Genomic DNA, 24,796 nt, shown 5'->3' on the forward strand with positions numbered 1-24,796 from the left:
AAAAATTGGGAACAAATCCGCTTGACAGGCCGTTTCCTTTTCGACGCACCGAGCTGGTGTCTGCTGATTGAAAGGAGCCACGTCATGAAAACGACTTCTGCTGTTATTCTTGGTATTGTTGCCGTAATCGCCCTGGGTTTTGCCATGTACATGGTCGATGTCGACCAGACTGAAGAGGCAAGCCTGCCTGATGTTGATGTCACCGTTGAGGGGGGCAATCTCCCCGAATTTGACGCAGAGGTCGGTTCTGTGACCGTGACCGAAGAAACCGCCACCGTGCCGGTCCCGGATGTGGATGTGACCATGGAAGAGGCAGAGGTTTCTGTGCCGGGTCTGGAAATCACCCCGCCGGAAGATGCTGATGACGAAAAGGTTGCTGAATCCAACTAATCCCAGGGATTTGGCGCGAAAAAGCCCCCTCCGACCGGAGGGGGCTTTTTTAGGTGATATTACGTGATGGGGCCTGGGAGAGGGCCGCTGGGTGGCAGGGCCGCCTATCGCCGGGGGAACTATCGCTGCCTCAGGAGAATTTCTTCTGCGACTTGCCCCGATAGGCCCGTGTCCCGGCCTTGCCTGCGGTCGAACGGCCGCGGGATTTGACGGCGTCTGCGGCGGCGGCTTCGACGGCAGACTGGCGCGCCAGCGGATCATCCGAGACCGCCAGATCCACCGCTTCAAGGCGCTTGACCTCATCGCGCAGACGGGCGGCTTCCTCGAACTCCAGGTTCTCGGCGGCCTTGCGCATCTGCTCACGCAGACCGGCAAGATGCGCCTCCAGGTTGGCGCCATGCATCGGCTTGTCGATGGTGGCAGTGACGCGGTTCATGTCCACATCACCCTCGTAGAGTCCGGCCAGCACATCCTCCACGTTCTTTTTGACGGTGGCGGGAGTGATGCCGTGTTCTTCGTTATAGGCGATCTGTTTTTCCCGGCGGCGGTTGGTTTCGTTCAACGCCCGTTCCATCGAACCGGTGATCCGGTCAGCGTACATGATCACACGGCCGTCGGCGTTGCGGGCGGCGCGACCGATGGTTTGGATAAGCGAGGTCTCGGACCGCAGGAAGCCTTCCTTGTCGGCGTCCAGAATGGCCACCAGTCCGCATTCGGGAATATCCAGGCCCTCGCGCAAGAGGTTGATGCCGATTAGCACGTCAAAGGCGCCAAGGCGCAGGTCGCGCAGGATTTCGATCCGCTCCAGCGTGTCGATGTCAGAGTGCATGTAACGGACCTTGATGCCCTGTTCATGCATGTATTCGGTCAGATCCTCGGCCATGCGTTTGGTCAGGGTCGTGACCAATGTCCGGAAGCCGTTTTCGGTGACCTTGCGTACCTCATCAAGCAGGTCATCGACCTGCATGTCGACCGGGCGGATTTCGACCTCCGGGTCCAGAAGACCAGTGGGGCGAATGACCTGTTCCGCAAAGACGCCGCCGGATTGTTCCATCTCCCAGGCTGCGGGCGTGGCGGAGACAAAAACCGACTGCGGGCGCATCGCGTCCCATTCCTCGAATTTCAGCGGGCGGTTGTCCATGCACGACGGCAGGCGGAAGCCGTGTTCCGCCAGCGTGAATTTGCGCCGGTGGTCGCCGCGGTACATGCCGCCGATCTGCGGAACGGAGACGTGGCTTTCGTCGGCAAAGACAATCGCGTTGTCGGGGATGAATTCAAACAGGGTCGGGGGCGGCTCGCCGGGGGCGCGGCCCGTCAGATAGCGCGAATAGTTTTCGATCCCGTTGCAGTGGCCTGTGGCCTCCAGCATTTCGATGTCAAAGTTGGTGCGCTGCTCAAGGCGTTGCGCCTCAAGGAGTTTTCCCTCTCCAACCAGGTGATCGAGCCGCATCCTCAGCTCTTCCTTGATAGAAATCACCGCCTGTTTCAGTGTCGGTTTCGGCGTTACATAGTGAGAGTTCGCATAGACGCGGATCTGGTCAAATGTGCCTGTGCGCTCGCCTGTCAGGGGGTCGAATTCGGTGATGCCTTCCAGCTCTTCTCCAAAGAAAGACAGCCGCCAGGCACGGTCTTCGAGGTGAGCGGGAAAGATTTCAAGCGAGTCGCCACGCACCCGGAAAGAGCCGCGTTGGAACGCCTGATCGTTGCGCTTGTACTGCTGGGCGACCAGATCGGCCATGACCTGCCGCTGGTCGTACTCCTCGCCCACCTTCAGATCCTGTGTCATCGCCGAATAGGTCTCGACAGAGCCGATGCCGTAAATGCAGCTGACGGACGCGATGATGATCACGTCATCGCGTTCAAGCAAGGCGCGGGTCGCCGAGTGGCGCATCCGGTCGATCTGCTCGTTGATCTGGCTTTCCTTCTCGATATAGGTGTCCGAGCGCGGCACATAGGCCTCTGGCTGGTAGTAGTCGTAGAAGGAGACGAAGTATTCGACGGAGTTCTCCGGAAAGAAGCCTTTGAACTCGCCATAAAGCTGGGCCGCCAGTGTCTTGTTCGGGGCAAGGATGATGGCCGGGCGCTGGGTTTCCTCGATCACCTTGGCCATGGTGAAGGTCTTGCCGGTGCCGGTGGCGCCCAACAGAACCTGATCGCGCTCGCCGTCCTGAATGCCGCCTGCGAGTTCCTTGATTGCCGCTGGCTGATCACCTGCCGGGGCAAATTCGGTGTGCATCACGAATTTCTTGCCACCTTCCAGCTTGGGGCGCTGCTGGGGCGCGCGCTCTGCCATGGTGGGGGTGGACTTGTCAGAATGGGCATAGGGCATTCGGGGTCTCCTGCTAGGGGCAGTAGATGGTCTGTTTTTGTTCTTATTCAAGTGCGATTTGCTTCACAACCGCTGATGCCGCGGTGTGGTTGCCTGCATGAGGCGCAAAACAGGGGCAAAGTGGCGGATTTCCTGCCGAACCTGCGCAATCTGCGGCATTTGCCACCTTGCCCGGACCCGCTGTTCAGCGCATATAGTTGCCAAAGATTCACGAGGAGACTGCGATGCGAGCGCGGATTTATCGGCCAGCCAAGAACGCCATGACCTCTGGCATGGCAAAGACCCGGAAATGGGTTCTTGATTTCGTTCCTTCCAGCGCGCGGGAAGTGGATCCGCTGATGGGCTGGACGTCCTCCTCTGACACGCAGAGCCAGGTGCGCCTGCGCTTTGACACCAAGGAAGCGGCGCTGGAATACGCAGAGGCCCACGGGATCGACGCCGTGGTCAGCGAACCCAAAGTGCGCAAGGCCAATGTCCGCGCAGGCGGCTACGGCGAAAATTTCGCCACCAACCGCCGCGGTCCCTGGACCCACTGATCATGAGCGGGGCAGCCAAGACCGGGTTCGACATTCAGCGCGCCAGCGCCAGTGATCCCGAAGCCGCTGCCCTGATCCGCCGCCACCTTGACCAGATGGCGGCCCAGTCCCCCGAAGAGAGCTGCCATGCGCTGGACGGCAGCGGGCTTGATGCGCCGGATGTGGCGTTTTTCCTGCTACGCAAGGATGGCAAGGCGATTGCCATGGGGGCGCTCAAAACCCTGCAGAATGATGGCCGCGAGCTGAAATCAATGCACACCGCCTCAGAAGCCCGCGGCACCGGGGCGGGCAAGGCCATGCTTGAGTTTCTGCTGGACTACGCCAGAGCAGAGGGCGCGCGCGCGATTTATCTGGAAACCGGCTCAACCTCCGATTTTGACCCAGCCCGAAAACTCTATGAGGGGTATGGGTTTGTCGAATGCGATCCGTTCGAAGGATACACATTCGACCCTTGGTCGCTGTTTATGCGCCTGGACCTTGATAGGGCGGCTTGACCCTCTCGCCGGTCCTGTCATAACTGGCGCCAGCGGTCCCTTAGCTCAACTGGATAGAGCAGCTGACTTCTAATCAGCAGGTTGAGGGTTCGAGTCCTTCAGGGATCGCCAGTTTTCACCATGTTTACCTGATCCGCTGCCTGCGGATGTGGGGATGGGCAGGGTTTTGTTCTGCCAACGTGGGAACCGTGCCTGCTGCTGCACGTTGGTCTAAGTGACCCGTGGCAGCATTTTTGCTGTCTCAGCCGTCAGAAACAGAACCCGAAAGGATATGTCATGACCAAGCAGCAGCCGAGTTACAAAGTGATCGATGGCCTGAAAGGATCCGAGCAGCATCACCCGCTGAAAAATCGCCCCGGCGAGAAAGGTGATCCCAATCACACCGATCCAGACCACGAGGCAAAGGCCAGCAAAGACGATCAGGACAACACGGACAACAGCGGCGGGGCATAACTGCCCCTTGGCTGTCGGGCGCGAGCTGTCTGTCGCAGGCGCCTGTTCGCCCCGCCGGATGCGACACCGATGACATGGAAAAACGCCCCTGCAACCGGTCCATCGCGGACAGCTGCAGGGGCGTTTTTCATTCGGCCTTTTGCTGGTCGTCCAGCAGGTTCTCGCCCCCATCAAGACCTTCGCGTTCTCGCTCTGCGGCTTCCGCGATCTCGGGCTCTGCTCTGGATGGGTCGGCCGCAACCGGCAGCTCTGTCGGGGCGGTCTTCTGCGCGCGCGTGGGCGGTGCCGGTGGCCCTTCTGGCACAGCGGGTGCCGCACCCCCATCAAGGCGCACCCGGTAAATGGGTTCCGGAAGGCCAAAGCCCGCAGTTTCCAGAGCAATCTTGGTGGCCCGGATCGCTTCGCCGCGGGCCTTGGCAAAGTTCACGTCGGTCTGATCAACCCAGCCCGTGAAGGTCAGGATCACGTTGGAATCCCCCACTTCGCTGATCCAGGCGCCGACTTCTGGCTCTTTCAGGACGAAGGGTTGGGCCTCTAGCGCGGTCACCGCTGTCGACAGGGCGGCGGCCAGATCGGCGTCTGCATCTACCCCCAGATCAAACCCAAAACGGCGGCGCGGGTCGCGGGTGAAATTCACGATCCGGCCTTTGAAGACGGTGGCGTTGGGAATGCGGATATGATTGCCCTCTGGTGAAATCAAAATCGTCGCACGAGAGGTCAGCCGGGCCACGGTGCCCTGATCGCCGCCGATGTCAACAAAGTCATTTGGCCGAAACGGTTGGCGCAGGCTGAGCAGGATTGAGGCGATGAAGTTCTCAACCGTGTCGCGCACGGCAAAACCAAGCGCGAGCCCCACGACACCGGCGGCCCCCAGAACCGCGCCGATCAAGGCGGTTGCGTTCAGGATGTCAAGGGCAAGGACCAGCCCAACCAGAACGAACAGCACCCGCGCCACTGCTCTGTAGACATCCGCGATAAAGGCGTTGGGGGCCAGTCTGCTCCAGATCCCGATCTTGGAGATCAAGACCCAGCCTCCGGCTGCGACCACCAGAAAGGCGGTCATGGCGACCAGAAAAATCGGCACATTCGCCAACAGGTTTCGCGTCCGGCTCGCGATCCGCTCCCAGGCGGGGGCGAGCCGTTCCTCTAGTGTGCCGCTGATTTCTGTTTCATTTTCAATGGCAACCACGCCGGTGACCCGGTTGATGATCTGGGTCAGCCGTTCCTGCGCGGCGTTGTCGATCACCTGACCGGTGACGCGCACCACGCCTTCTGAGACAGAGACGGTGACACCGTTGTAGCCGTCAATTTCGGCAAGCAGATTTCTGATGCGGTTCAGGATCTCGCCATCGCGCACGGCCTCTGCGCCGACTTCGATCTGCCCGTCGGTCTGAACCGGGCCATCTGCGGATTGGGCAAGGGTCTGGCCTGCAAAAAGGCCGACACATGCGGCGACGAAAAGGGCGCAAACCATGCGCAACATCACCTCTGCCACCGTGGCAGAGGCAGCGGCTCCTGCTGGTTCTGATGTTTGTGTCAACTCTTGCTCCCTTTGGTATCTGCGCCTTGAAATGCTGTTGCCTCTGTCCTCAGAAGCTGCTGGCGCCATTGTTTGAAAATCAGATCGGGCGAGCGGCCCGCTCATGCCCTGAGGAGATAAGCCCATATGACCTGTCGGCAAGCGCGGGCAGGGTGTTCACATGGCGTTTCATTGCAACCTTTGAACAGTGGGCGTGCGGATCAATGGGTAACTATTTTCCTGCCGACCGGAACGAAACGGGTGATCTGCGCATTGAGATCTCAGTAGCGTAAAGGGAGAATACCATGCATCGCATCATCTATCTCGTTGGCCTGGTCGTGATCGTTCTGGCAATCGTCAACTTCGTCCTGTGACATGGGCGAGGGGGACAGCGCTTCGGCAGAGGTGCCGGAGCGTGCAGAGAGGTTAGGCCCGGTTGTCGGCGCCAGCCAGATCGTTGGCGCCGCCATCGTCATTCTGGCGTTGCTTGCCGTTCTTGCAGCGCTTGCCATTGGGCGCGCATTTGCGGTGCCGGTGATCCTCGCATTTCTGTTGTCCCTTGTTTTCAGTGGACCCTGCCGCTGGCTGCGGCGCAAGGGTATCCCCGAGGCCGTCACAGCGGCGGCAATTGTTCTGAGCCTCGTCGCCGGTTTGACAGCCTCGACCGCGATATTGGCCATTCCCGCATCCGAGTGGATCGAAGACGCACCGCGGGTGGCCCAGCAGGTTGAACGCAAACTCAAGGACATCTCTGGGGTTGCGGCAGCCGTGGCAGAGGCTGACAGGCGCATTGAGGAGGCAACAACAGGTGCCGCAGATGGTGCCGAAGACCCTGTCGAAGTCGTCATCGAAGACACGAGCGGTCCGCTGACAACGGTTGCGGTGGGGGCGCCCATGATTGTTGCGCAGACACTCTTTGTTCTTATCCTCACCTTTTTCATGCTGGCCTCCGGAAACCTGTTCTATGAACGGCTGGTCAGCGTCCTGCCGCGCTTTGCTGACAAGAAGCGGGCCATCCAGATCGCCTATGACGTAGAGCGGGAGGTGTCGCGCTACCTCTTGGCGATTACCTGTGTAAACGCCGGGTTGGGGGTGATCGTTGGGGTGTCGCTTGGCCTGTTGGGCATGCCCAATCCGCTGGCCTTTGGGCTGTTGGCGTTTGGAATGAACTTTGTGCCTTTTGTCGGGGCGGTCATCGGCGTGATTGTGTCCTTTGGCGTGGCGCTTGTATCGCTGCCGACGCTGTTTGATGCGCTGACAGTGGCCGGTATCTACCTTGCCCTTACGGTGATCGAGGGGCAGGTGGTGACCCCGTGGCTTGTCGGTCGCCACCTCAGCCTCAATACGGTTGTCATTCTGATATCGGTCGCCTTTTGGGCCTGGCTCTGGTCGATCATGGGAATGATCATGGCCGTGCCGCTTTTGGTGACGTTCCGCGTCCTGTGCAGCCACATTGATGCGCTGAAACCCATCGGAGAGTTCCTGTCAGGGCCGCGACGGTAGCGGTTTTGCAGGTTGTGGTGCCCGTGGGCTGGTGCTGTTTCAAGGCGGGATGTTCTCGGGGGTGAGCACCTGAACAGTTGAAATCGGCGTCGTGGCCTGTTCGCTGATGAGCCGGTGGTACGACAAAAACGCGTTGAATGCGTGTTTCAGATCCAGTTTCAGATCGTGATGCAGAATGAAATCAAGGCGTCGGGCATCAATCAGATCGCGGTTTTCCTTGTCCAGATCGTGGGCGACAAAAACCTCTGCGCGCAAACCACGATCCTCCAGCGTACGCAGGATAGAGCGATTGCCGCCGCCCATTGAGTATACTGCGCGCAGCTCATCCAGTCCGTCAACAACATCCGAAAGGACCTTGGAGGTGGCGAAATCCACACCGCTGCCACCCTGGACCGAGATGACCTGCAGGTCGGGGCGCAGGTTTGCCAAAGTCTCACCAAAGGCGTCTGCGCGTTCCTTTTCGCCCAGAAAATCACGATGGCTCCGGGTTGCAAGTACCTGTCCGGAACCGGCGGTCAGCACTCTGGCAATCAGATAGGCCGCGGTGCGCCCGGCGCCGGAGTTGTCGAGCCCGACATAAGCGAGACGATCGCTTTGGCCGATGTCTGTAACCAACGTGACCACCGGGATGCCTGCCGCGGTGGTTTGGGCGATCGCCTCTCGGATCTTGGCCGTATCGCGGGCCTTCAGGCATAGGCCCTGGCTTCCCCGTTTTTGGATCCGGCGAAGCGCGGCGACAACTTCGTCTTCTTCCATGACGTCCTGCAAGAGAAATCGAGGGCGACAGACCGCCGGGCCAATGTCTTGCAATATTGCCTCTGCGGCTGATTTCACTTCCCGGCTGAAGCGTGCCGGGGCCTCGACCACAAAGTCGAAAAACAACCGTCTGCCGCGCGCAGAAAGCTGGGCTTCCTGCGCTTCCAGCTCTTTGATCGCGGCCTTGACCCGAAGCGCTGTCTGGGGGCTGACATGGGCGCGGGCGTTCAGCACCCGATCGACGGTGGCCGTCCCCAGCCCGGCCTGTCGGGCGATCTCCTTTATGGGAAAGCGATGGGTCATTGATGTGTTTTTGATGTCTTTTCGCCGGCAATTCAACTGCTGCGTCTTTAGTGTTCTTTCAAAACGAGGAGGACCACATGACCAACCATACGGAAACATCTGTTGCCTACTACGATCCGCAGACCTGTGATCTGGGGGAGTTCAAGGCGCTCATAGATCAGGAAACCCCGCGCGAGACGGTGCCACATGCGATGGCGGTGGAAAAGAACATCCCGATCTATGACATGAACACCCTGCGCGCCGCGCTTGAGGATGTGTCGACCCGCAGGGCGCTGATGGCGGAATGGGCGCAGGTCTTGCGCAATGGGGCCGGGGTTTTGGTGCTGAAATCGGCCTATGCCGACACCGAGGTGCTGGATCGTGCGACTGCGATTTATGCGGATATCATCGCCCGGGAAAAGGCGGGCACCGGCGGGGGCGGCGATCATTTTGCAGCGGCTGGCGCCAATGATCGGATCTGGAACGCGCTTCAGAAGCTCTGCGAAGCAGCGCCTGATGTGTTCCTTGATTATTTCGCCAATGCCGCAATTGCGGCCGTCTGCGAGGCATGGCTTGGCCCAAACTATCAGATGACGGCGCAGGTCAATCTCGTGCATCCGGGTGGTGCGGCGCAACAGGCGCATCGTGACTATCACCTTGGGTTTCAGACGGCTGAGCTGAGCGCATCTTATCCGGCCCATGTACACGATGTGTCGCCGATCCTGACGCTACAGGGCGGCATTGCCCATTGTGACATGCCGCAGGAGAGCGGGCCGACCAAGTTGCTGCCGTTTTCACAGGCCTATCGACCCGGTTATGCCGCATGGCGTCGTGAAGATTTCCGAGCCCTTTTTGAAGAACGTCACGTGCAGCTGCCGCTTTCCAAGGGCGATGCGGTGTTCTTCAATCCGGCGCTTTTTCATGCCGCAGGGGCCAACACGAGCGCGGATATTCATCGCTTTGTCAATCTGTTGCAGGTGTCATCGGCCTTTGGACGCGCGATGGAGACCATTGACCGCGACAAGATGTGCAGGTTGGTTTACCCGCAGGCGCTGCGGGCCAAAAAGGCAGGCACGATCAGTGCTGCAGATCTCTCGGCTGGCATTGCGGCGACCGCTGAGGGGTATTCCTTTCCAACCAATCTGGACCGCGATCCGCCAACCAACGGGCTGGCCCCGGAAACGCAGGCCGCATTCTTTGCACGTGCTCTGAACGAGGGACTTGCGCCGCAGGAGTTTGATGCGCAGCTCAAGGATATGCGCCGCGCAAAGGAGGCATAGGCGTCCGGAACCACGGCTTGTGCGGTTGTCAGCTGCGATGCCAGCGATACCTAAAGTGGCAAAGGCACGAGGTGGGCACAGATGACGCACGAAAATGAGGCGCCGCGCATAGCGGTTATTGGGATGGGGCCACGCAGCCTTGGCGCGCTGGAGGCGCTTGCCTCACGGATGGGGGACGGGGCTGCGCCCTTGCGGGTCGAGACCTTCGACCCGTTTCCCGCCTGTGGAGCAGGGCCTAATTTCGACCCGAGAGAGCTGGCAGTCTGCCGTCTGAACATCCCCATGCGCGATATCGACATTCGCCCGCCTGAGTTTTCGCGTTGCGGCAGTTTTGCCGAGTGGTTGCAGGACAGCCCCGGGCCGGACGTCTTTCCAAGCCGCGCGGATCTTGGCCGCTATCTTGAAGCGCGGCTTGACGATCTGCGGGCGACAGGTCGGCTGGACCTGCACCACAACGCCGCGACGGTGACAGACCTGCAGCAGCGGGATGAGGGCTGGATGGTGCGGCTTGGCAGCACCTGGCAGGGCCCATATCAGGAGGTGCTGCTGTCTCTGGGCCAGCCGGAGGTAGAGCCGGACGACCAGCTCGCCCAGTGGCAGCGCCATGCTCTGACATCGGCCGGGGTGTTGGCGCAGGCCTATCCGGCCCGACGGCTTGGCGCGGAAGCGGCGAACTGGGCGGGGCAGCAGGTCGCGATCCGGGGGCTTGCTCTGTCGGCCTTTGATGTTCTGCGCGTGCTCACCACGGAGCAGGGAGGGCGTTTTGCCGATGGGCGCTATGTGCCCTCCGGGGCGGAGCCGGCGCGCATCCTGCCTTTTTCTCTCGATGGGCTGCCCCCCTATCCCAAACCCGAAACCAAAGAGGTCGATGCCCGTTTTGACCCGAGCGAGGCAGAGACACAGATCTTTGCCGATGCCATTGCTGACGCCGCCTTCGGCAGTCCGGCAGGCGCGCGGACCCGCCTAAGCCGGGCGCTGGAGCCGGTGGTGGCCCGCATCCTGTCGGAGCAGGGCAATCCGGCAGGGGCCGCTGATGTGTCCGCGTGGCTCACGGCAGAATGGCAGGAGCCCGGATCGCAGGAAACGGCATCACCGCATGAGGCGCTGATGCATGGCATCGCGATGGCCGAGGGCTCAGCGGTGCCAACGATTGGCTACGCCATCGGGCAGGTCTGGCGGAAATGGCAGGACACGCTGCGCAGTGGTTATAATCCTGCCGATACCTCACCTGAAACGGCTGAGGTCATCGTTGCATTCGACGAAGGACTGAAACGCTATTCCTATGGCCCGCCGGTTTCGTCCAGTCGCGAACTGGACGCGCTGATCGAAGCTGGGATTGTCGATCTTGGGCATGCTGTGGATCCCGATGTAAGCCTGACGGATACAGGGTGGGAGCTGGCCACGTCGGCTGGCAGAACAGCCGTGGATGTGATGATTGATGCGGTCATGCCCTCACCCGACCTGTCCGTTCTGCGGGCGCCTGTGCTGGTCGGGCTGGTCAATGGCGGGCGGCTCTCTCCCTTGGCAGAGGCATTGGCTGCAAACACCGGCAAAGACGGGCAGGTGGTCGGCCGCGATGGTGGGACCGTTGCCGGGCTTTGTCTTTTAGGGCGGCTGGCCCTTGGCAGCGTGGTTGCCGCCGACTCGCTTCATGACTGTTTCGGAGAGGCCTCTCACCGTTGGGCCGAGGGTGTGGTCGACCGGCTGGGCCATTTGCGGGCTGGGCGCTGATCGCCCAACCCGCGCCTGTCAGTGCTGCGACGCCAAAAGGCGGGCACTGTGGGGGTTGTCGATGACCATTTTCCAGTCTCCCCCCGGCTGGCGGTGCAGAACCGCCACAGACAGGCCGGACTGCGTGATCGGCGCGCCTTCCGGAGTGCGCGCGATCATGTCCCAAGGGGCAATGTGGATGGCAAAGTCGCCATTCACGATCACTTCATGGCCTGCAGGATAGCTGAACTCTGGCTGCAGGGCCGCCATGCCCTTGAACATCTGCGCAATCATATCCGCGTCAGACACCGGAGCAGCAGGTTCAAACACGACGGTGGCTTGGGGTTCGTAGCTGTTCATGACCGTCGCGATATCGCCTGCCTGAAAGCTGTGTGTCATCGTTTCGATCACCGCCAGGACGGCGCGTTCATCCTGTGTCATGGTCTCTCCTTGTGCGGTTGAAATATGGGGCAGCGTGAAGGCAAGCGCCGTCAGCCACGCAAAAGCGTGTTTCATCGTCTTCTCCTGTTTGTGGTGGGGTTAGGGGGTTGCTTGGGTGCCGGGGTTCACGAGGGCCAGGACCTGCGCGGCATAATCCTTGAGCGGGGCCAGCGGTCCGGTTGCGCGCTGCAGTTTGACCGCAACCAATGCCGCCTCGGTGCGTGCAGCCTGCTGGGCGATCTCATCAAACCCGGGGGCCTCTGCAAAGGCAGCTGACGGCACTTCGGGCAGGCGTTGCAACTTCAGGGCGGCGGGCAGGCGCTTGCGGCAAGAGCAGGGGGCCGTGCGCGCGGCGAGACCGCAATGGCGGGCGGTAAAGGCCTGAACCTGCGCACGTGCCCGCGACAGGCGTTTTCGATAGCTTGCTGGCGCAATCTCCAGGATCTCTGCCGCTTCGCTGTGGTCCAGCTCCAGAATATCGCCAAGCACATAGGCCGCGCGATGGGGCAGATCCAGACACAGCAGCATGGCCATCGTGCATCTCAGGCGCAGTTCGTTCAGCAGGATATGGTCTTCGGGGGCTGCGCTCTGCTCGTCTGCCAGACCATCCAGCAAATCCTCGCCAAAGGCCTGAAAGGTGAGAGACGGATCACTGGCGTTGCGTTTGCGCGCGCTCAGAAGATAGTTGGTGGCAACCCGATAGGCCCAGGTTTCAAACCGGCTCTCTTCGCGGAAGGTCGACAATTTCGTGACCAGCCGGATGAGGATTTCCTGCGTCGCGTCCTCTGCTGCGGTGGGGTCGGCCAGCATGCGCAAGGCCAATCTGTAAACCTGTCCCTGAACACCGCGAACAAGGGTTTCCAGTGCTTTGGCGTCTCCGCGCTTGGCGAGAACGATGTCGGAGGTGTGGATGCGATCCATGGGTCCGCCTGTTCCTTTTTTTGTGATCCTGATATTCTATTGGACAGGCGCCGGGCACGAAGTGTGACAGAAAAAATGTGGCACGGGGGACGTGCGTGCAAAATCCCCCTGCCAAGGCCACCCGATGAGCGGTCAATGGGTGGGCAAGCCATTCAGCCCTGCGCCCAGCTTCTGAGGGGCGGGGCCAGGGCAGATCAGCTCTCTTCCAGGACTTTTCGCGCCACCCGGAAACATTCCAAGGCCTGTGGGACACCGCAATAGATGCCAATCACGTGGATGATTGCCCGGATTTCGTCCTGGGTGACGCCATTGGTCAACGCGCCGCGGCAGTGGATCTCCCATTCGTGCATTTTTCCAAGGGCCCCGATCATGGACAGGTTCATCATGCTGCGGGTTTTGGCATCGATCACATCGTCACCCCAACCAAACCCCCAGCACCAGGCGGTCATCGCCTCCTGAAAGGGGCGGGTGAAATCATCTGCGGCGGCAAGGTTCTTTTCAACATATTCCGCGCCCAGGGTGGCCTTGCGTTGTTCCAATCCCTTGAGAAAAAGGTCTTCGTCAAATGTGCTCATTGGGTGTCCTTTCAGCCAGATGGCCAGGGGTCGTTTCAGGTGGCAGGGGCGTGTGGGCGCGCCTGTTGGCTGAGCCCGGTTTTCCCTCTGCTTCCTGGTGGGGACCATAACCCGGATTGCCGCTGCTCATGAAAGGAGATTTTTGTTTCAAAGGCCCGCGTTGTGCGTAGGATTTACCCGCCAGGCCCACCAGATCTGTGGCCCGGTCAGCGGGTGTGTCGAAAAGCGTTTGACCTTCCCCCTGCTGGAAACTGTAACAGGGATGCAAAGAAGGCCGCAGCAGCGGTGCAATAGAACAGGAGGCAAAGGCCGTGAGAACATTGGCATTGGCGGGGGTATTTTCCGCATTGGCAGGTCTGGCATTGGCGCATTCGCCGCTGCGCACAACAACCCCGGCAGATGGGGCTGTGCTGGCCGAGGTTCCGCAGGTTCTGGAGCTGCAGTTCGGCAAGGACATTCGCCTGACGCGGATCACATCAACCCACGCAGGTGCCCATTCCAAGCAGCTCGATCTCAGCGCCGAAGCGGGATTTGTGCGCAGCTATGCCCTGCCGTTTGAAGGCATGGGCGCAGGCGACTACGTGATCGAATGGCGCGGGTTGGGCGACGATGGCCATCCGCAAAGCGGCAGCTTTACCTTCCGCGTGGACTGATATGGCGGGAGGTTGGGCGCTGGCCACGGTGCTGAGCAAATGGGCGCTATATGTCGGAGCGCTCGGGGCTGCGGGCAGTGTTCTCTGTGCGATGGTGTTTTCCCTGCGCATTCCACGGATGCATGTCATTGGGTTCACCCTCCTTGCTGGGGCGGCGGCTGTCATGGGCTTTCTTCTCAAGGGGGTGGCGCTGACGGGGGATGCGAGCGGCATGGTTGACGGCGAAATGCTGTCCCTGCTGTGGACAACCCAAAGCGGCAGCGCATTGCGCTGGCAGCTGGGGGGATCTGCGCTGCTCCTTGCTGGTCTGTTCCTGCCCAGGATCGGCGCTATCTTCTGTCTGATCGGCAGCGCTGCGGTGCTGGGCGCGTTTTTGGTGGCGGGCCATGTGGCCGATCACGTGGCGGACCAGGACGGGCTGCTGCTGGTGGTGATGTTGTTCCTGCACCTCGCGGTGGCTGCGCTGTGGATCGGGGTCTTGATGCCCTTGCGCGGGTTGGCGCGAACCCCTGACACGCACGGCACTGCGGCAGATCTTGGGGTGCGGTTCGGGCGTCTGGCGTCGATTGCTGTGCCCGCGATGATCTTGGCTGGTGGCGTGATGGCATATGCGCTTGTCGGCTCGCTCAACGCGTTTTTCGGAACGGGCTATGGCCGGATGTTGATGGTGAAGCTTGCTGTGGTTGCGGCCCTGCTGGGGCTGGCCGCCCTGAACAAATTGCGGTTTGTTCCCGCGCTGGAGCGGGGCGATACATCCGCGGGGGACAAGCTGGCGCGCAGCATCGCGTGGGAATGGGGCGCCGTGTTGTTGATCCTTCTTGCTACGGCGCTGCTGACCACCTCGCTGACCATGCCGATGTGAGGCTGACACAACCACAAGACTGATATGAGGTGAGCAATGGACCGACGCAGTTTTCTGATCTCTTCCGCGGCGCTGGTCGCAATGCCACGGGTCGGGCAGGCCACGGCAGAACCGCAGGTCTTGCGCGCGATGGGGTTTGAGCAGCAGATCCTGCCGACCGAATTTGCCGGAGCGACGCGGGTTCTTGGCTTTAACGGCTCCACCCCCGGGCCAGTGCTGCGCATCAAGCAGGGCCGGCAGTTTGACATCCGCCTGCAGAATGATCTGGACATGGGGGCGGCGGTGCACTGGCATGGCATCCGGCTTGATAACCGCATGGACGGCGTGCCGGGCATGACCCAGCCGCTGGTCGAGCCGGGCGAGAGCTTTGACTACAGCTTTACCCCACCGGATGCCGGAACATATTGGTATCACTCGCACTATCTTTCGCAGGAACAAGTGGCACGGGGCCTTATGGGGGCGCTTGTCATCGAGGAAGAAACGCCCCCTGATGTTGACCGTGACATCACCGCCATCCTGAGTGACTGGAAATTTGATCCAGAGGGGCAGCTGATTGATGATTTCGACAACCTGCATGACCGCGCCCATGCCGGGCGGATGGGCAACTTTGCTCGTGCGTTTCTGCCGGATGTGACGCTCAAACAGGGGATGCGGATCCGGCTGCGGCTCATCAATGCAGCAGTTGACAGGATTTTCCCGGTCATTCTGAAGGGGCTGTCCGGCCAGGTCGTCGCGCTTGATGGCATGCCTTTGGCGCGGCCACGTGAGATGGGTATGCCGGTTCTGGCACCTGCGCAGCGCGTGGATGTGATTGCGGATGTGACCGGACCTGTGTCGCTGGAAATGGATCACCGCGCCGGAGCCTATCCGCTGGGGGCGATCGCGGTAGAGGGGGCGGTGACTCCGCGCACGGCGGCCATTTCCCCATTGCCTGCCAACAGGATCCCGCCTGCAGCAAAGACTGCGGCCCAGCATCTGACGCTGACCATGCAGGGCGGTGCGATGGGCCGGGGGCATGGGGGCGAGGATATCTGGGCCTTTAACGATATGTCCGGCATGCAAGAGGCGCCCTTTGCCCGTTTCAGCCGAGGCGAGACCGCGCGCATCAGCCTGGTGAACGACACGCGCTGGCCGCATGGAATTCACCTGCATGGCCATCACTTTCACGAGCTGGATGAGACAGGGGCACTCGGCGATTTCCGCGACACGACGCTCGTCAACCCCGGTGAGAGCCGCGATATCCTGTGTGTATTCGACAATCCCGGAAAATGGATGCTGCATTGTCATATGCTCAGCCATCAGGCCAGCGGCATGATGAGCTGGGTCGAGGTCGCCTGACACACAGATCTCGCGGAGGCCCCGCATTTTCGGTGACTGGCCACGGCGCGGCCTTTGGTGCAAGACAGCATCAAACGCTTTGCATCACCGAAGACAGACAGGGGCCACCGTGCAGCAACGAAACGGCACATTCCAATTCTCGGCAACCGACCTGATGCAGTTTGCGGCCTGCAGTCACGCAACTGCGTTGGACCGTTCGCATGTGTTGGGGCAGGGGCCTGCTCCACGGCCGCAGGGGGAAGACGCCACGCTTCTGCAGGCACAGGGAGAGGTGCATGAGCAGGGCTATCTCGACAGGCTGCGTGCGGATGGTCGCACCGTCACAGAAATCGCTCGCGACGGTGGGCTGAGTGCTGCGTCTGTGGCCACGTTTGAGGCGATGCAGGCCGGGGCTGACGTGATCTATCAGGCCGCCCTTGCTGGTACCGGTCCGGCTGCCGCCTGGGGGGGATGGGCCGATTTTCTGGAACGGGTGGAGCGACCCTCTGCGCTGGGGGCCTATTCCTACGAGGTGGTCGATACCAAACTGCGTCAGCGCCCGGATCCCAAACATCTGTTGCAGCTTGTGCTCTACTCTGACCTGCTGGCTGATGTGCAGGGGCAGATGCCAGAGCGTGCCCATGTCGAACTGGGCTCTGGTGTGCGGGTGGGTTTTGATCTGGCGCAGTATGCAGCCTATGCGCGCCGTATGCGACGCCGCTTTCAGGACTTTGTGCAAACCCCGCAACAGACCCGCCCGATCCCTTGTGGCGCCTGTGATCTCTGCCGGTGGCAGGACCATTGCACCCAAGCGTGGCAAGACGGCGACAGCCTGTTCAATGTTGCAAATATCACCCGCCAGCAGGTCCAGAAGCTGGAAGCTGCAGGAACAGAGACCTTGGCCGCTTTGGCGGCATTGGGCGCGGATGATCGCCCCCGCGGCCTGTCAGAACAGAGCTTTGAGCGGTTGCGCCTTCAGGCGCGTCACCAAGAGGCCCGAAAATCAGCAGCCCCCAGCTATGAACTGCGCCCGCCACAACCCGGCAGGGGGTTCGACCTGCTGCCCAAGCCGCAACCGGGTGATGTGTTCTATGATATCGAAGGGGATCCGCATTTTGACGGTGGGCTCGAATATCTGCATGGCCTCTGGCACGACACCGACCGCTTTACGGCCTTTTGGGCGCATGACCACGACGACGAAAGACAGGCGCTGATTGATCTGTTCGATTGGCTGCGCGACCGGCTGGAGACCTATCCGACTGCGCGGATCTATCACTATGCGCCGTATGAAGTGACCGCGCTCAAACGGTTGACCACCAAATATGGTGTTGGAGAGCCGTTTCTCGACCGGCTGCTGCGCGAGCGGCGGTTTGTCGATCTTTATGCGGTGGTGCGCGGCGGGGTGATCGCGGCCGTTCCCAACTATTCGATCAAATCGCTTGAGGTGTTTTACGGCATCAGCCGGGAAGGTGATGTGACGACGGCTGGCGGCTCTGTCGTCGCCTATGAGCGCTGGCGCGAAACCGGCGCGCAGGCCATCCTGGATGAAATCGAAGACTACAACCGCATCGATTGCGAGAGCACCGAACGATTGCGCGACTGGCTGGTGTCGATCCGACCGGATCAGCCCTGGCCCAGCATCGACGAAGACAAGCGCGCGCAGGAAGACGAAGAGAATGCCGCAGATCAGGCGTTGCAGGCGCGGCTCGCCGCCGCTGATCTGGATCCGGATCGTCGCCAGCTCTTGCTGGATCTTGCGCGGTTTTATGCGCGCGAAGCCAAGCCCGCCTGGTGGGCGCTGTTTGAAAGCTACGCCAAGGAAGAAGAAGAGCTGATCGACAGCCTGGACGCGCTGGGAGGGCTGTCTGCGGTGGGCGATCGGGTGGCGGTCAAGCGCTCTCAGGAACAGACCTATCGGTTTCCGGAGCAGGACACGAAAATCCGCGCCTCCAAACGTGCCAATGTCACAGCGCCTCTGCCGGATGGCGGGACGGCCAGCCTGACGGTGACCCGGCTTGATCGGCGCGCGCGCGAAGTGACGGTGCGGGCCGGGCCCAGCAAGCTGGCCGCGCTGGAGGGGCTTCAGGCCCTGCATCCGACGGGGCCGCTGGACACCAAGGTGCTGCAGGCGGCCGTCATGGCCGCAATCGAAGATCAATGCGGTGCCCGCAGCATGGGGGCTGTTGATGATCTCTTGTCACGCCGTGCACCGCGTTTGCGCAGACCCCGTGAAGGCGACATTCTGGCGGGTCTTGATGCCGTGGCGGGCACCATTGCGGCTGTGCGGGATCTTGATGGTTCGGTCCTGCCGGTGCAGGGGCCTCCCGGGACTGGAAAGACCTATGTGACGGCGCGGGCCATTCTCGCGCTGTTGCGAGAGGGCAAGCGGATCGGTGTCGCTTCCAACAGCCACGAAGCGGTCAAAAACGTGCTTCTTGGTGTGCTGGAGGCGCTCGCGCCTGAGGATCCCGATATCGAGATCCTCCACAAGCTGTCGGACGACATCTATCCCGATGACTGCCCGATCGAGCGCGTCACTGACAATGGGCGGGCCGAGGAGGGGCTGCATCTGGTCGGGGGCACCGTGTTCTTTTTCGCCCGCGAGGCGAACCGTCAGCGGTTTGATTATATCTTTGTGGATGAGGCGGGGCAGGTCGGGCTGGCCAACCTTGTGGCCATTGCGACGGCTGCACGCAATCTGGTGCTGGTGGGCGATCCCCAGCAACTGCCGCAGGTCATTCAGGGGTCGCATCCGGCTCCGCTGGATTTGTCGGGGTTGGAGTATCTGTTGAATGGCGCGCCAACCATCCCGCCGGACGCAGGCGTGTTTCTGGATGTGTCGCGCCGGATGCACCCGGACATTTGTGGTTTCCTGTCGCGCTATATCTATGACGGGCGGCTGCGCAGCTTTGGCCCTTGTGCGACCCTCGCTGTTGACGCCGCAGGTCTGCCGCCCGCAGGTGCACATCTGGTGGCCTGCCCGCATCAGGGCAACAGTCAAATGGCCGAGGCGGAAGTCCATGCCATCTGCGCGACGATTGACCGCCTGATCGGTGCGCATTGGACCAGCAAGGAGGGGGACACCCGCCCCCTGACGGCTGCGGATATCATCGTGGTTGCGCCGTATAACCTGCAGGTCAATGCGCTCCGCCAGGCGGTGCCAGACGGCGTGCGGGTGGGGACTGTCGACAAGTTTCAAGGCCAGGAAGCAGCGGTTTGCCTTGTCTCCATGACGTCTTCCTCCGGTGAGGAAATGCCGCGCGGGATGGAATTTCTGTTGTCGGCGAACCGGCTAAACGTGGCGCTCTCGCGGGCCAAGGCGCTGGCGCTGGTTTTTGCATCACCCCGCCTGCTGGAAGCGGAATGCCACACGGTCGAAGACATGGCGCGGGTCAATCTGCTGTGTGCGCTGGCAGAACAGGGCGCAGGCGCGGATAATGCGCCCAGCTGAAAACGCCTGCCCCGCGAAGGGGGCAGGCATGTCATCCATCAGAAATCTTGCCACTTGTCGTTGGCGCGCATCGGCTCTGCCTCGGCAGGGCTTGCGTGGATCAGCACCGGTTGGGCCGGCGCCCCTGCGGGCCGGGGCGTGGCATCGGCGGTGGCAGCCTGTGTCGCACCCGGCACCGGATCGGTCTTGAAGGTGCTCATCAGTTCCGCCATGCGCTGGGCGTCACTGCGCAGCAGGTGGCTGGCGGCGGTGGTTTCTTCGACCATGGCCGCATTGTCCTGGGTCACCTTGTCCAGCTGGGACACACCAGTGTTGATCTCGCCAAGGGCAGTCGCCTGTTCCTCGGCTGACTGGGCGATCTCGGACACCAGGCCGGAGATATTGGCAACCTGTGCCACGATGTTTTCCAGCGCGCTTCCTGTGCGCCCCACCAGATCAACGCCGCGATCCACATGATGGCTGCTTTTTTCGATCAGGCCCTTGATCTCAAGCGCGGCGTCAGAGGCGCGTTGCGCAAGCGCGCGCACCTCGCTTGCCACCACCGCAAACCCCTTGCCCGCTTCGCCTGCGCGCGCGGCTTCGACCCCTGCGTTCAGGGCGAGCAGATTGGTCTGAAAGGCGATGTCGTCGATCACGCTGATAATCTGCGCGATATGCTTGGAGCTGTCTTCGATCGCGGTCATGGCCTTGATCGTCTCCCCCACAACCTCTCCGCTTTTTTCAGCGTCACTCTTGGCTTCGTTGGCGGCGGCTTCGGCAGCACGCACATTGGCAGAGGCCGAGCGAACACTGGTGGTGATCTCTTCCAGAGCGGCGGCGGTTTCTTCCAGCGTGGCGGCCTGGCTTTCGGTCCGGCTGGACAGATCCTCTGCGGCGCTGCTGATTTCGTTGCTGCCCTGACGGATGCTGCTGCCCGCACCCGAGACCTGCGAGATCACCCGGTTGAGATCAGCCATTGCGTCGTTGATTGCGTTGCGCAACTCCGCGTGCTCTTCGGGGAAAAGCTGTGTGACCTTGTTGCGGAAATCACCCTGAGCCAGCCCCATCAGCGCGTTGCTGAGCAGTTCGACAACCTGGGCATTTGCCTTTTGCGTGGCGGCCTCTCGGGCCTGTGCGGCCGCTCCGGCTTGCAGGCGTTGCTTGAGATCTTCAAGGGTTTGCGCCGTCAGGCCGATTTCGTCCTTGCTGTCGGTGCCGTGGATCTCGACGTCATAATTTTCTTCGGCGATTTCACGGGTGTCGGCCGCCAGGCGGATGAACCGTCCGGCGATCCAGCGCCCCACCATTGCAGCGGTCACTGCCAGCGCAAGCGTGGTCAGGATCAGCCCGACGGTGGCAACCACGCGCAGGTATTGATTGGCGGCCAGCGCCTCTGCGGCGTCGATTTCCAGAACGAGGCCCCAGCGATCACCGCGGCTGGTGTCGACGGCACTGGTTGCAGCCACAACTGGCGCGCCGTTAAGCCCTGTGGTGTCTGTGAAATACTCTGCCCTACCTTGCAGCGCAGCCTCAATCTGGGATGTCATCTTGCCAGAGGCTTCCTTGTCTTCCGCCTGGGTCAATGTGCTGGTTCCGGTTGCCGATTGCGACAGAACCTGGCCGTCTGCTCCGGTCAGGAACACCCGCCCGGTTTCCCCCAGCAGCGCGGAATCCGACAGGATGGCGCTGATTTCGTCGAACGGCACCTGAAGGGCAATCACACCAAGCTGGCGGCTGCCCTCAAAGACCGGTTTGGCAACGAAAACCGCAGGTGCGCCACCGCTTGGCGCATAGGGGGCGATGTCGGTCATATAGATCTGATCAGCCTGCAGATCGCGCGCCCGGCGGTAGGCATCGCCCAGGCCGGAGCTGGCAAGCGGGCCATCGACAAAGTTGCGGCCAAAATCGTCTTCCTTGAATACGGAATAGATCAGATTGCCGCGCGTATCGAAGAGGAACAGATCGTAATAGCCATGTACGGCTTGGAATTTGTGCAGGCCGGGGTGGTGGCTGGCGTGGGTCGCGCTCCACCCGGAGCCATCGCCCGCGTCGGTCAGCTTGTCCTTCTGCCCGGCAGGGTTGGGATTGTCAGCGACATAGAGCTTGCGCAGCGCGTCCGAGGCCGCGGCGCCCATGACCACCCAACTGGTTGAAAATTCCTTGACTGCCTGCTGGACGGCGCGGTTTTCCGCCATCACACGCAGATCATCCTCGATCGTGCCAAGCCAATGTTCCAGTGCAGTGGCCCGTTCGCGCGCGAGGGTGGAATACACCGCCTCGTTGCGTTGATTGAGAATATTCGTGAATTGCCAGACAAGTGTGAGCCCGGCAATGGATACAAACAGAACAATAGGTAAGGTAATCGCCAAGGGCAGTTTCTTGGCGAGTTTCATGTCCCGAAACAGCGTCATCTTTCTCTCCGGTAGAGATCATGTGGTTGAGGAGCACCGGATTGGCGCAATCAACTCAAGGTAGATCAAAAAAGATGAGAGAAGCTTAACGTCTTTGAAGAAATGTCCGTAAAATGCAACTTTTGCAATTCATTTCCTGTGGAGATACACGACAATGTTGAGCATCGGCTGCAGCGCGTGCGCTCGCAATGTTTGAAAAACAGGATGTTATCTGTTTGCATGTGCGCGACCCGAAAGATCCCTCTGGCGAGAGAACGGATTTCCGGGTGGCGCATATTTCGCCCAGTAGATGAGTTGTCTGGGGATCTCCAGCCTTCCCTTGCGGCAATTTACGCCAAAGTTTCTAGCCTTGTTCGGGTCCAATGGCGGTCTTTAGCGCGTGGTACGATGCCTTGGGCGTGCGCGCCAATGTGTCGAAATCAACATGGATCAGACCAAACCGTTTTTCATAACCCAGCGCCCATTCATAATTGTCCAAAAGCGACCATAGAAAGTAGCCCTGAACCGGGGCGCCATCGGCGATGGCGCGGCGCACGGCCTCCAGATGGGCGTCCACAAAGGCAATGCGTGCTGGATCGTCGACGCCACCGCCAGCAGCCACAACATCGGCATTTGCCATCCCGTTTTCGGTCACAATGAGCGGCAGATCCCCGGTATAGTCCCGTGCCGTGCGGATGAGAAAATCATAGAGCCCCTGCGGGTAGATCTCCCAATCCATCTGGGTTTTGGGCAGAGGGCCATCAATCTCCGCGTATTGTGGCCAGGGGCCAGCATCCGGGGCAATCAGCTTGCGGGTGTAATAGTTGATCCCGCACCAGTCGACGGGGGCGGTGATGGTGGCGAAATCATCCTGCCACCCCTGGGGTAGATGCGGTTCCAGCCCTTCCAGGGCAAGGTCCGGATAGCGGCCCTGAAACGCGCCCCCCAGAAAGAACCCGTTATAGATGGCATCATAACGCTCAGCCGCCAATTTCGCGGCGTCACTGTCATCAGCAGGCGTCGCCCATTCCAGATTGAACACGCCGCCGAGGTTGTCCATGCCGAGACCGCGCATCACCTGAATGGCAGTGCCATGCGCCACCATCACGTGATGCATGGCCCGTGCGGTGGCACGGATGTCGCGCAGGCCGGGCGCGTGATGGCCAAGGAAATGGGACAGCCAGCCCACACACCAGGGTTCGTTGATGGGGGCGGCGGAATACATCCGGTCGCCAATCCGGCTCATGATGACATGCGTGTAATCGCCAAACCACTTGGCGATATCGCCATTGCGCCAGCCGCCCATATCCGCCAGCGCCTGCGGCAGTTCCCAATGATAGAGCGTCACGCAGGGTTTTAGCCCGCGTTCCAGCATTGCGTCTGTTAGCCGGTCGTAGAAATCCAGCCCCTCAGGGTTCGGTGTGCCGCGCCCCTCTGGCAGGACCCGCGCCCAGCTGGTGGAAAAGCGGTAGCAGTCAAACCCTGCGTTTGCCGCCAGATCCAGATCCTCGCCGTAGCGGTGGTAGTGGTCGCAGGCCCGCTGGCCGTGTTCTGCGCGCACAACATTGCCCGGGGTCGCGGCGAAACTGTCCCAATGGGTCAGCCCCGCGCCGCCGAACCCGTGGCCTTCGATCTGATAGGCCGAGGTCGCGGTGCCAAACAGAAATCCTTTGGGAAAATCAGAGCGAGAATTTCGGAACATTGGATGGGGCTCCTGTAGGGCGGTATCAGCGCAGAGACGGGGCAGGCCCGGTAGAGCGGCCAACGGTCAACTGCGCCTCCAGCAGCCGCGTGGGCAGGGGCTTGCCGAGGTTGCGGATCTGATCCAACAGCAGATTGGCCAGTTGGCGGCCTGCCTCCTGCACGGAGGAGACGGTGGCGGTGAATTGGGGCACCTCATCGCCGTTGCGCAGGTATGAAAGGTCATCGTCATGGGTGATCACCGATATATCGCGGCCCATCTGGCGCCCTGAATCCTCGATTGCGCGGCGCACACCCATCGCCGGGATGATCGAGGAGACCAGATAGGCGGTGGGCGGATCCTCCATCGCTTGCGTGGCAACAACGGTGCGGTAGCCATAGCTCTCCGTCATTTCCTCGGCGAACATGAGAGCGGGGTCCAGCGGCAGTCCGGCCGCCTGCAGCGCATAGGCATAGCCCGCCCGCCGACGCCAGGCAAAATCCATGCTCTCCAGACCGTTGACCAGGCAAATGCGGCGATGGCCCAGATCAATCAGGAACCGGGTTGCCCGTTCAAAGGCGCTTTTGTTGTTCACGTCCAGCCAGCAGTAATCGCCCACAACGTCCGAGGCGCGGCCATGCACTGCAAAGGGCAGGCCAATCTCTCGCAACAGCCCGATCCGGGGGTCTGACATGCGGGGGGCATGCAGGACGATGCCGTCAACATTCCGCTTGGAGGCCATTTCGCGATAGGCCTTCTCTTGTTTGCTGTCCTCAACCAGCGACAGCACCATGTCATAGCCGGCAGCGGCGTAGCTTTCGCCGGCACCTGCGATAAAGTCGCCGAAAATCGGGTTCACCATCTCGTGTTGGGACGACAGCGGGATCACGTGACCGATGGCCATCGCGCGCCCTGTGGCCAGTGCCTTGGCGCGGGTGTTGGGGCGGTAGTTGTGCTGCTCTGCGGCGGCTGCAACGCGCTTGCGGGTTGCCTCGCTCACCTCGGGAAAGCCGTTGAGCGCGCGGCTCACTGTCGTTTGCGACAGGTTCAGATATGCGGCCAGTTCCTTCAGGTTCATTGATGGAAAACTCCAAAGCGCTTCGATTCTTTTGGCTGCGACGGCAAGGGCTGCGCGCTACCTGCGCAGTTATGACAGGGCAGGGGACAGGCTGGCAAGCCCTGTGTTTTTTATGGTTGTTTGGTGCTCTGACGGGAAATTGTTGACAGCTCAGCCCGAATCCGGGATTTTGCTGGCATCCAAAGCGCTTTGAAAA

General features: G+C 61.1%; 20 protein-coding genes and 1 tRNA gene. 12 read left to right on the forward strand and 9 right to left on the reverse strand.

Translation table 11 applies throughout. The features are described from left to right. Positions 1–84: 84 nt before the first annotated feature. Positions 85–390 carry a hypothetical protein gene (locus KUV39_RS07295; RefSeq protein WP_008560171.1) on the forward strand — a complete coding sequence of 102 codons (306 nt, stop codon included), beginning with the start codon at positions 85–87 and terminating at the stop codon, positions 388–390. Between the two features lie 130 nt (positions 391–520). Here the strand turns inward: KUV39_RS07295 and uvrB are convergent, their stop codons facing one another. Continuing rightward, a complete protein-coding gene (gene uvrB / locus KUV39_RS07300) occupies positions 521–2,719 on the reverse strand; it encodes an excinuclease ABC subunit UvrB (RefSeq protein ID WP_008560883.1) in 2,199 nt (732 codons plus the stop codon). 224 nt (positions 2,720–2,943) lie between these two features. Between uvrB and KUV39_RS07305 the strand changes: the two genes are divergently transcribed. The 4 genes from KUV39_RS07305 to KUV39_RS07320 all read left to right on the forward strand — a co-directional run bounded on the left by KUV39_RS07305 (position 2,944) and on the right by KUV39_RS07320 (position 4,202). Further along, the gene (locus KUV39_RS07305) at positions 2,944–3,255 is read left to right on the forward strand and encodes an ETC complex I subunit (protein ID WP_046210927.1); all 312 of its coding nucleotides are present in this window, start codon (positions 2,944–2,946) and stop codon (positions 3,253–3,255) included. A 2-nt stretch (positions 3,256–3,257) separates the two neighbouring features. Then, complete coding sequence (locus KUV39_RS07310; protein ID WP_222459372.1) at positions 3,258–3,749, forward strand: GNAT family N-acetyltransferase; 492 nt, start codon at positions 3,258–3,260, stop codon at positions 3,747–3,749. A gap of 34 nt (positions 3,750–3,783) precedes the next feature. After that, positions 3,784–3,860, forward strand: a tRNA-Arg gene (locus KUV39_RS07315). Positions 3,861–4,025: 165 nt separating this feature from the next. Further along, entirely contained in the window at positions 4,026–4,202 is a 177-nt protein-coding gene (locus KUV39_RS07320; protein WP_222459373.1) for a hypothetical protein, read from the forward strand. 127 nt (positions 4,203–4,329) lie between these two features. Here the strand turns inward: KUV39_RS07320 and KUV39_RS07325 are convergent, their stop codons facing one another. Further along, entirely contained in the window at positions 4,330–5,742 is a 1,413-nt protein-coding gene (locus tag KUV39_RS07325) for a mechanosensitive ion channel domain-containing protein (protein WP_244998259.1), read from the reverse strand. 354 nt (positions 5,743–6,096) lie between these two features. On the opposite strand from KUV39_RS07325, the gene KUV39_RS07330 reads away from it, so the two are divergent. Further along, positions 6,097–7,224: an AI-2E family transporter gene (locus tag KUV39_RS07330; protein ID WP_222459374.1), complete on the forward strand. Its 1,128-nt coding sequence runs from the start codon at positions 6,097–6,099 to the stop codon at positions 7,222–7,224. A gap of 39 nt (positions 7,225–7,263) precedes the next feature. Here KUV39_RS07330 and KUV39_RS07335 read toward each other — a convergent pair whose 3' ends face one another. Next, positions 7,264–8,283 (reverse strand): LacI family DNA-binding transcriptional regulator, encoded by a 1,020-nt coding sequence (locus KUV39_RS07335; RefSeq protein ID WP_222459375.1) that lies wholly within the window; start codon positions 8,281–8,283, stop codon positions 7,264–7,266. 77 nt (positions 8,284–8,360) lie between these two features. Between KUV39_RS07335 and KUV39_RS07340 the strand changes: the two genes are divergently transcribed. Next, positions 8,361–9,542 carry a phytanoyl-CoA dioxygenase family protein gene (locus tag KUV39_RS07340; protein ID WP_222459376.1) on the forward strand — a complete coding sequence of 394 codons (1,182 nt, stop codon included), beginning with the start codon at positions 8,361–8,363 and terminating at the stop codon, positions 9,540–9,542. Positions 9,543–9,623: 81 nt separating this feature from the next. Then, entirely contained in the window at positions 9,624–11,273 is a 1,650-nt protein-coding gene (locus KUV39_RS07345; RefSeq protein ID WP_222459377.1) for an FAD/NAD(P)-binding protein, read from the forward strand. An 18-nt stretch (positions 11,274–11,291) separates the two neighbouring features. On the opposite strand, the gene KUV39_RS07350 is transcribed toward KUV39_RS07345, so the two are convergent. The 3 genes from KUV39_RS07350 to KUV39_RS07360 form a co-directional block, all read right to left on the reverse strand. Then, positions 11,292–11,768 carry a YybH family protein gene (locus KUV39_RS07350; RefSeq protein WP_222459378.1) on the reverse strand — a complete coding sequence of 159 codons (477 nt, stop codon included), beginning with the start codon at positions 11,766–11,768 and terminating at the stop codon, positions 11,292–11,294. A 24-nt stretch (positions 11,769–11,792) separates the two neighbouring features. Then, positions 11,793–12,614, reverse strand: coding sequence for an RNA polymerase sigma factor (locus KUV39_RS07355; protein WP_222459379.1), 822 nt, complete (start codon positions 12,612–12,614; stop codon positions 11,793–11,795). Positions 12,615–12,808: 194 nt separating this feature from the next. After that, positions 12,809–13,189: a carboxymuconolactone decarboxylase family protein gene (locus KUV39_RS07360; protein ID WP_008562383.1), complete on the reverse strand. Its 381-nt coding sequence runs from the start codon at positions 13,187–13,189 to the stop codon at positions 12,809–12,811. 311 nt (positions 13,190–13,500) lie between these two features. On the opposite strand from KUV39_RS07360, the gene KUV39_RS07365 reads away from it, so the two are divergent. The 4 genes from KUV39_RS07365 (at position 13,501) to KUV39_RS07380 (ending at position 19,472) form a co-directional block, all read left to right on the forward strand. Continuing rightward, positions 13,501–13,842 carry a copper resistance CopC family protein gene (locus KUV39_RS07365; protein WP_222459380.1) on the forward strand — a complete coding sequence of 114 codons (342 nt, stop codon included), beginning with the start codon at positions 13,501–13,503 and terminating at the stop codon, positions 13,840–13,842. Between the two features lies 1 nt (position 13,843). Then, the gene (locus KUV39_RS07370) at positions 13,844–14,704 is read left to right on the forward strand and encodes a copper resistance D family protein (RefSeq protein ID WP_222459381.1); all 861 of its coding nucleotides are present in this window, start codon (positions 13,844–13,846) and stop codon (positions 14,702–14,704) included. A gap of 36 nt (positions 14,705–14,740) precedes the next feature. Further along, positions 14,741–16,042, forward strand: a complete 1,302-nt coding sequence (locus KUV39_RS07375) for a multicopper oxidase family protein (protein WP_222459382.1) — start codon at positions 14,741–14,743, stop codon at positions 16,040–16,042. A 109-nt stretch (positions 16,043–16,151) separates the two neighbouring features. After that, positions 16,152–19,472: a TM0106 family RecB-like putative nuclease gene (locus KUV39_RS07380; RefSeq protein ID WP_222459383.1), complete on the forward strand. Its 3,321-nt coding sequence runs from the start codon at positions 16,152–16,154 to the stop codon at positions 19,470–19,472. A 38-nt stretch (positions 19,473–19,510) separates the two neighbouring features. Here KUV39_RS07380 and KUV39_RS07385 read toward each other — a convergent pair whose 3' ends face one another. From KUV39_RS07385 to KUV39_RS07395, 3 genes are all read right to left on the reverse strand, one after another. After that, positions 19,511–21,862 carry a methyl-accepting chemotaxis protein gene (locus tag KUV39_RS07385; RefSeq protein WP_222459384.1) on the reverse strand — a complete coding sequence of 784 codons (2,352 nt, stop codon included), beginning with the start codon at positions 21,860–21,862 and terminating at the stop codon, positions 19,511–19,513. 343 nt (positions 21,863–22,205) lie between these two features. Then, a complete protein-coding gene (locus tag KUV39_RS07390) occupies positions 22,206–23,543 on the reverse strand; it encodes a GH1 family beta-glucosidase (protein WP_222459385.1) in 1,338 nt (445 codons plus the stop codon). A 25-nt stretch (positions 23,544–23,568) separates the two neighbouring features. Beyond that, on the reverse strand, positions 23,569–24,600 hold the full coding sequence (locus KUV39_RS07395) for a LacI family DNA-binding transcriptional regulator (protein ID WP_222459386.1): 1,032 nt from the start codon (positions 24,598–24,600) through the stop codon (positions 23,569–23,571). Positions 24,601–24,796: the final 196 nt, after the last annotated feature.

This window comes from Phaeobacter italicus (assembly GCF_019801785.1).
GTDB classification, from domain to species: domain Bacteria; phylum Pseudomonadota; class Alphaproteobacteria; order Rhodobacterales; family Rhodobacteraceae; genus Phaeobacter; species Phaeobacter italicus.

Bases quoted from the DNA above. Each gene is read 5' to 3' on its own strand.
- uvrB (WP_008560883.1), bottom strand. From the start codon at position 2,719: ATGCCCTATGCCCATTCTGACAAGTCCACCCCCACCATGGCAGAGCGC.
- KUV39_RS07385 (WP_222459384.1), bottom strand. From the start codon at position 21,862: ATGACGCTGTTTCGGGACATGAAACTCGCCAAGAAACTGCCCTTGGCG.
- KUV39_RS07375 (WP_222459382.1), top strand. From the start codon at position 14,741: ATGGACCGACGCAGTTTTCTGATCTCTTCCGCGGCGCTGGTCGCAATG.
- KUV39_RS07345 (WP_222459377.1), top strand. From the start codon at position 9,624: ATGACGCACGAAAATGAGGCGCCGCGCATAGCGGTTATTGGGATGGGG.
- KUV39_RS07330 (WP_222459374.1), top strand. From the start codon at position 6,097: ATGGGCGAGGGGGACAGCGCTTCGGCAGAGGTGCCGGAGCGTGCAGAG.
- KUV39_RS07295 (WP_008560171.1), top strand. From the start codon at position 85: ATGAAAACGACTTCTGCTGTTATTCTTGGTATTGTTGCCGTAATCGCC.
- KUV39_RS07395 (WP_222459386.1), bottom strand. From the start codon at position 24,600: ATGAACCTGAAGGAACTGGCCGCATATCTGAACCTGTCGCAAACGACA.
- KUV39_RS07370 (WP_222459381.1), top strand. From the start codon at position 13,844: ATGGCGGGAGGTTGGGCGCTGGCCACGGTGCTGAGCAAATGGGCGCTA.
- KUV39_RS07350 (WP_222459378.1), bottom strand. From the start codon at position 11,768: ATGAAACACGCTTTTGCGTGGCTGACGGCGCTTGCCTTCACGCTGCCC.
- KUV39_RS07335 (WP_222459375.1), bottom strand. From the start codon at position 8,283: ATGACCCATCGCTTTCCCATAAAGGAGATCGCCCGACAGGCCGGGCTG.
- KUV39_RS07305 (WP_046210927.1), top strand. From the start codon at position 2,944: ATGCGAGCGCGGATTTATCGGCCAGCCAAGAACGCCATGACCTCTGGC.
- KUV39_RS07310 (WP_222459372.1), top strand. From the start codon at position 3,258: ATGAGCGGGGCAGCCAAGACCGGGTTCGACATTCAGCGCGCCAGCGCC.
- KUV39_RS07340 (WP_222459376.1), top strand. From the start codon at position 8,361: ATGACCAACCATACGGAAACATCTGTTGCCTACTACGATCCGCAGACC.
- KUV39_RS07360 (WP_008562383.1), bottom strand. From the start codon at position 13,189: ATGAGCACATTTGACGAAGACCTTTTTCTCAAGGGATTGGAACAACGC.
- KUV39_RS07390 (WP_222459385.1), bottom strand. From the start codon at position 23,543: ATGTTCCGAAATTCTCGCTCTGATTTTCCCAAAGGATTTCTGTTTGGC.
- KUV39_RS07320 (WP_222459373.1), top strand. From the start codon at position 4,026: ATGACCAAGCAGCAGCCGAGTTACAAAGTGATCGATGGCCTGAAAGGA.
- KUV39_RS07355 (WP_222459379.1), bottom strand. From the start codon at position 12,614: ATGGATCGCATCCACACCTCCGACATCGTTCTCGCCAAGCGCGGAGAC.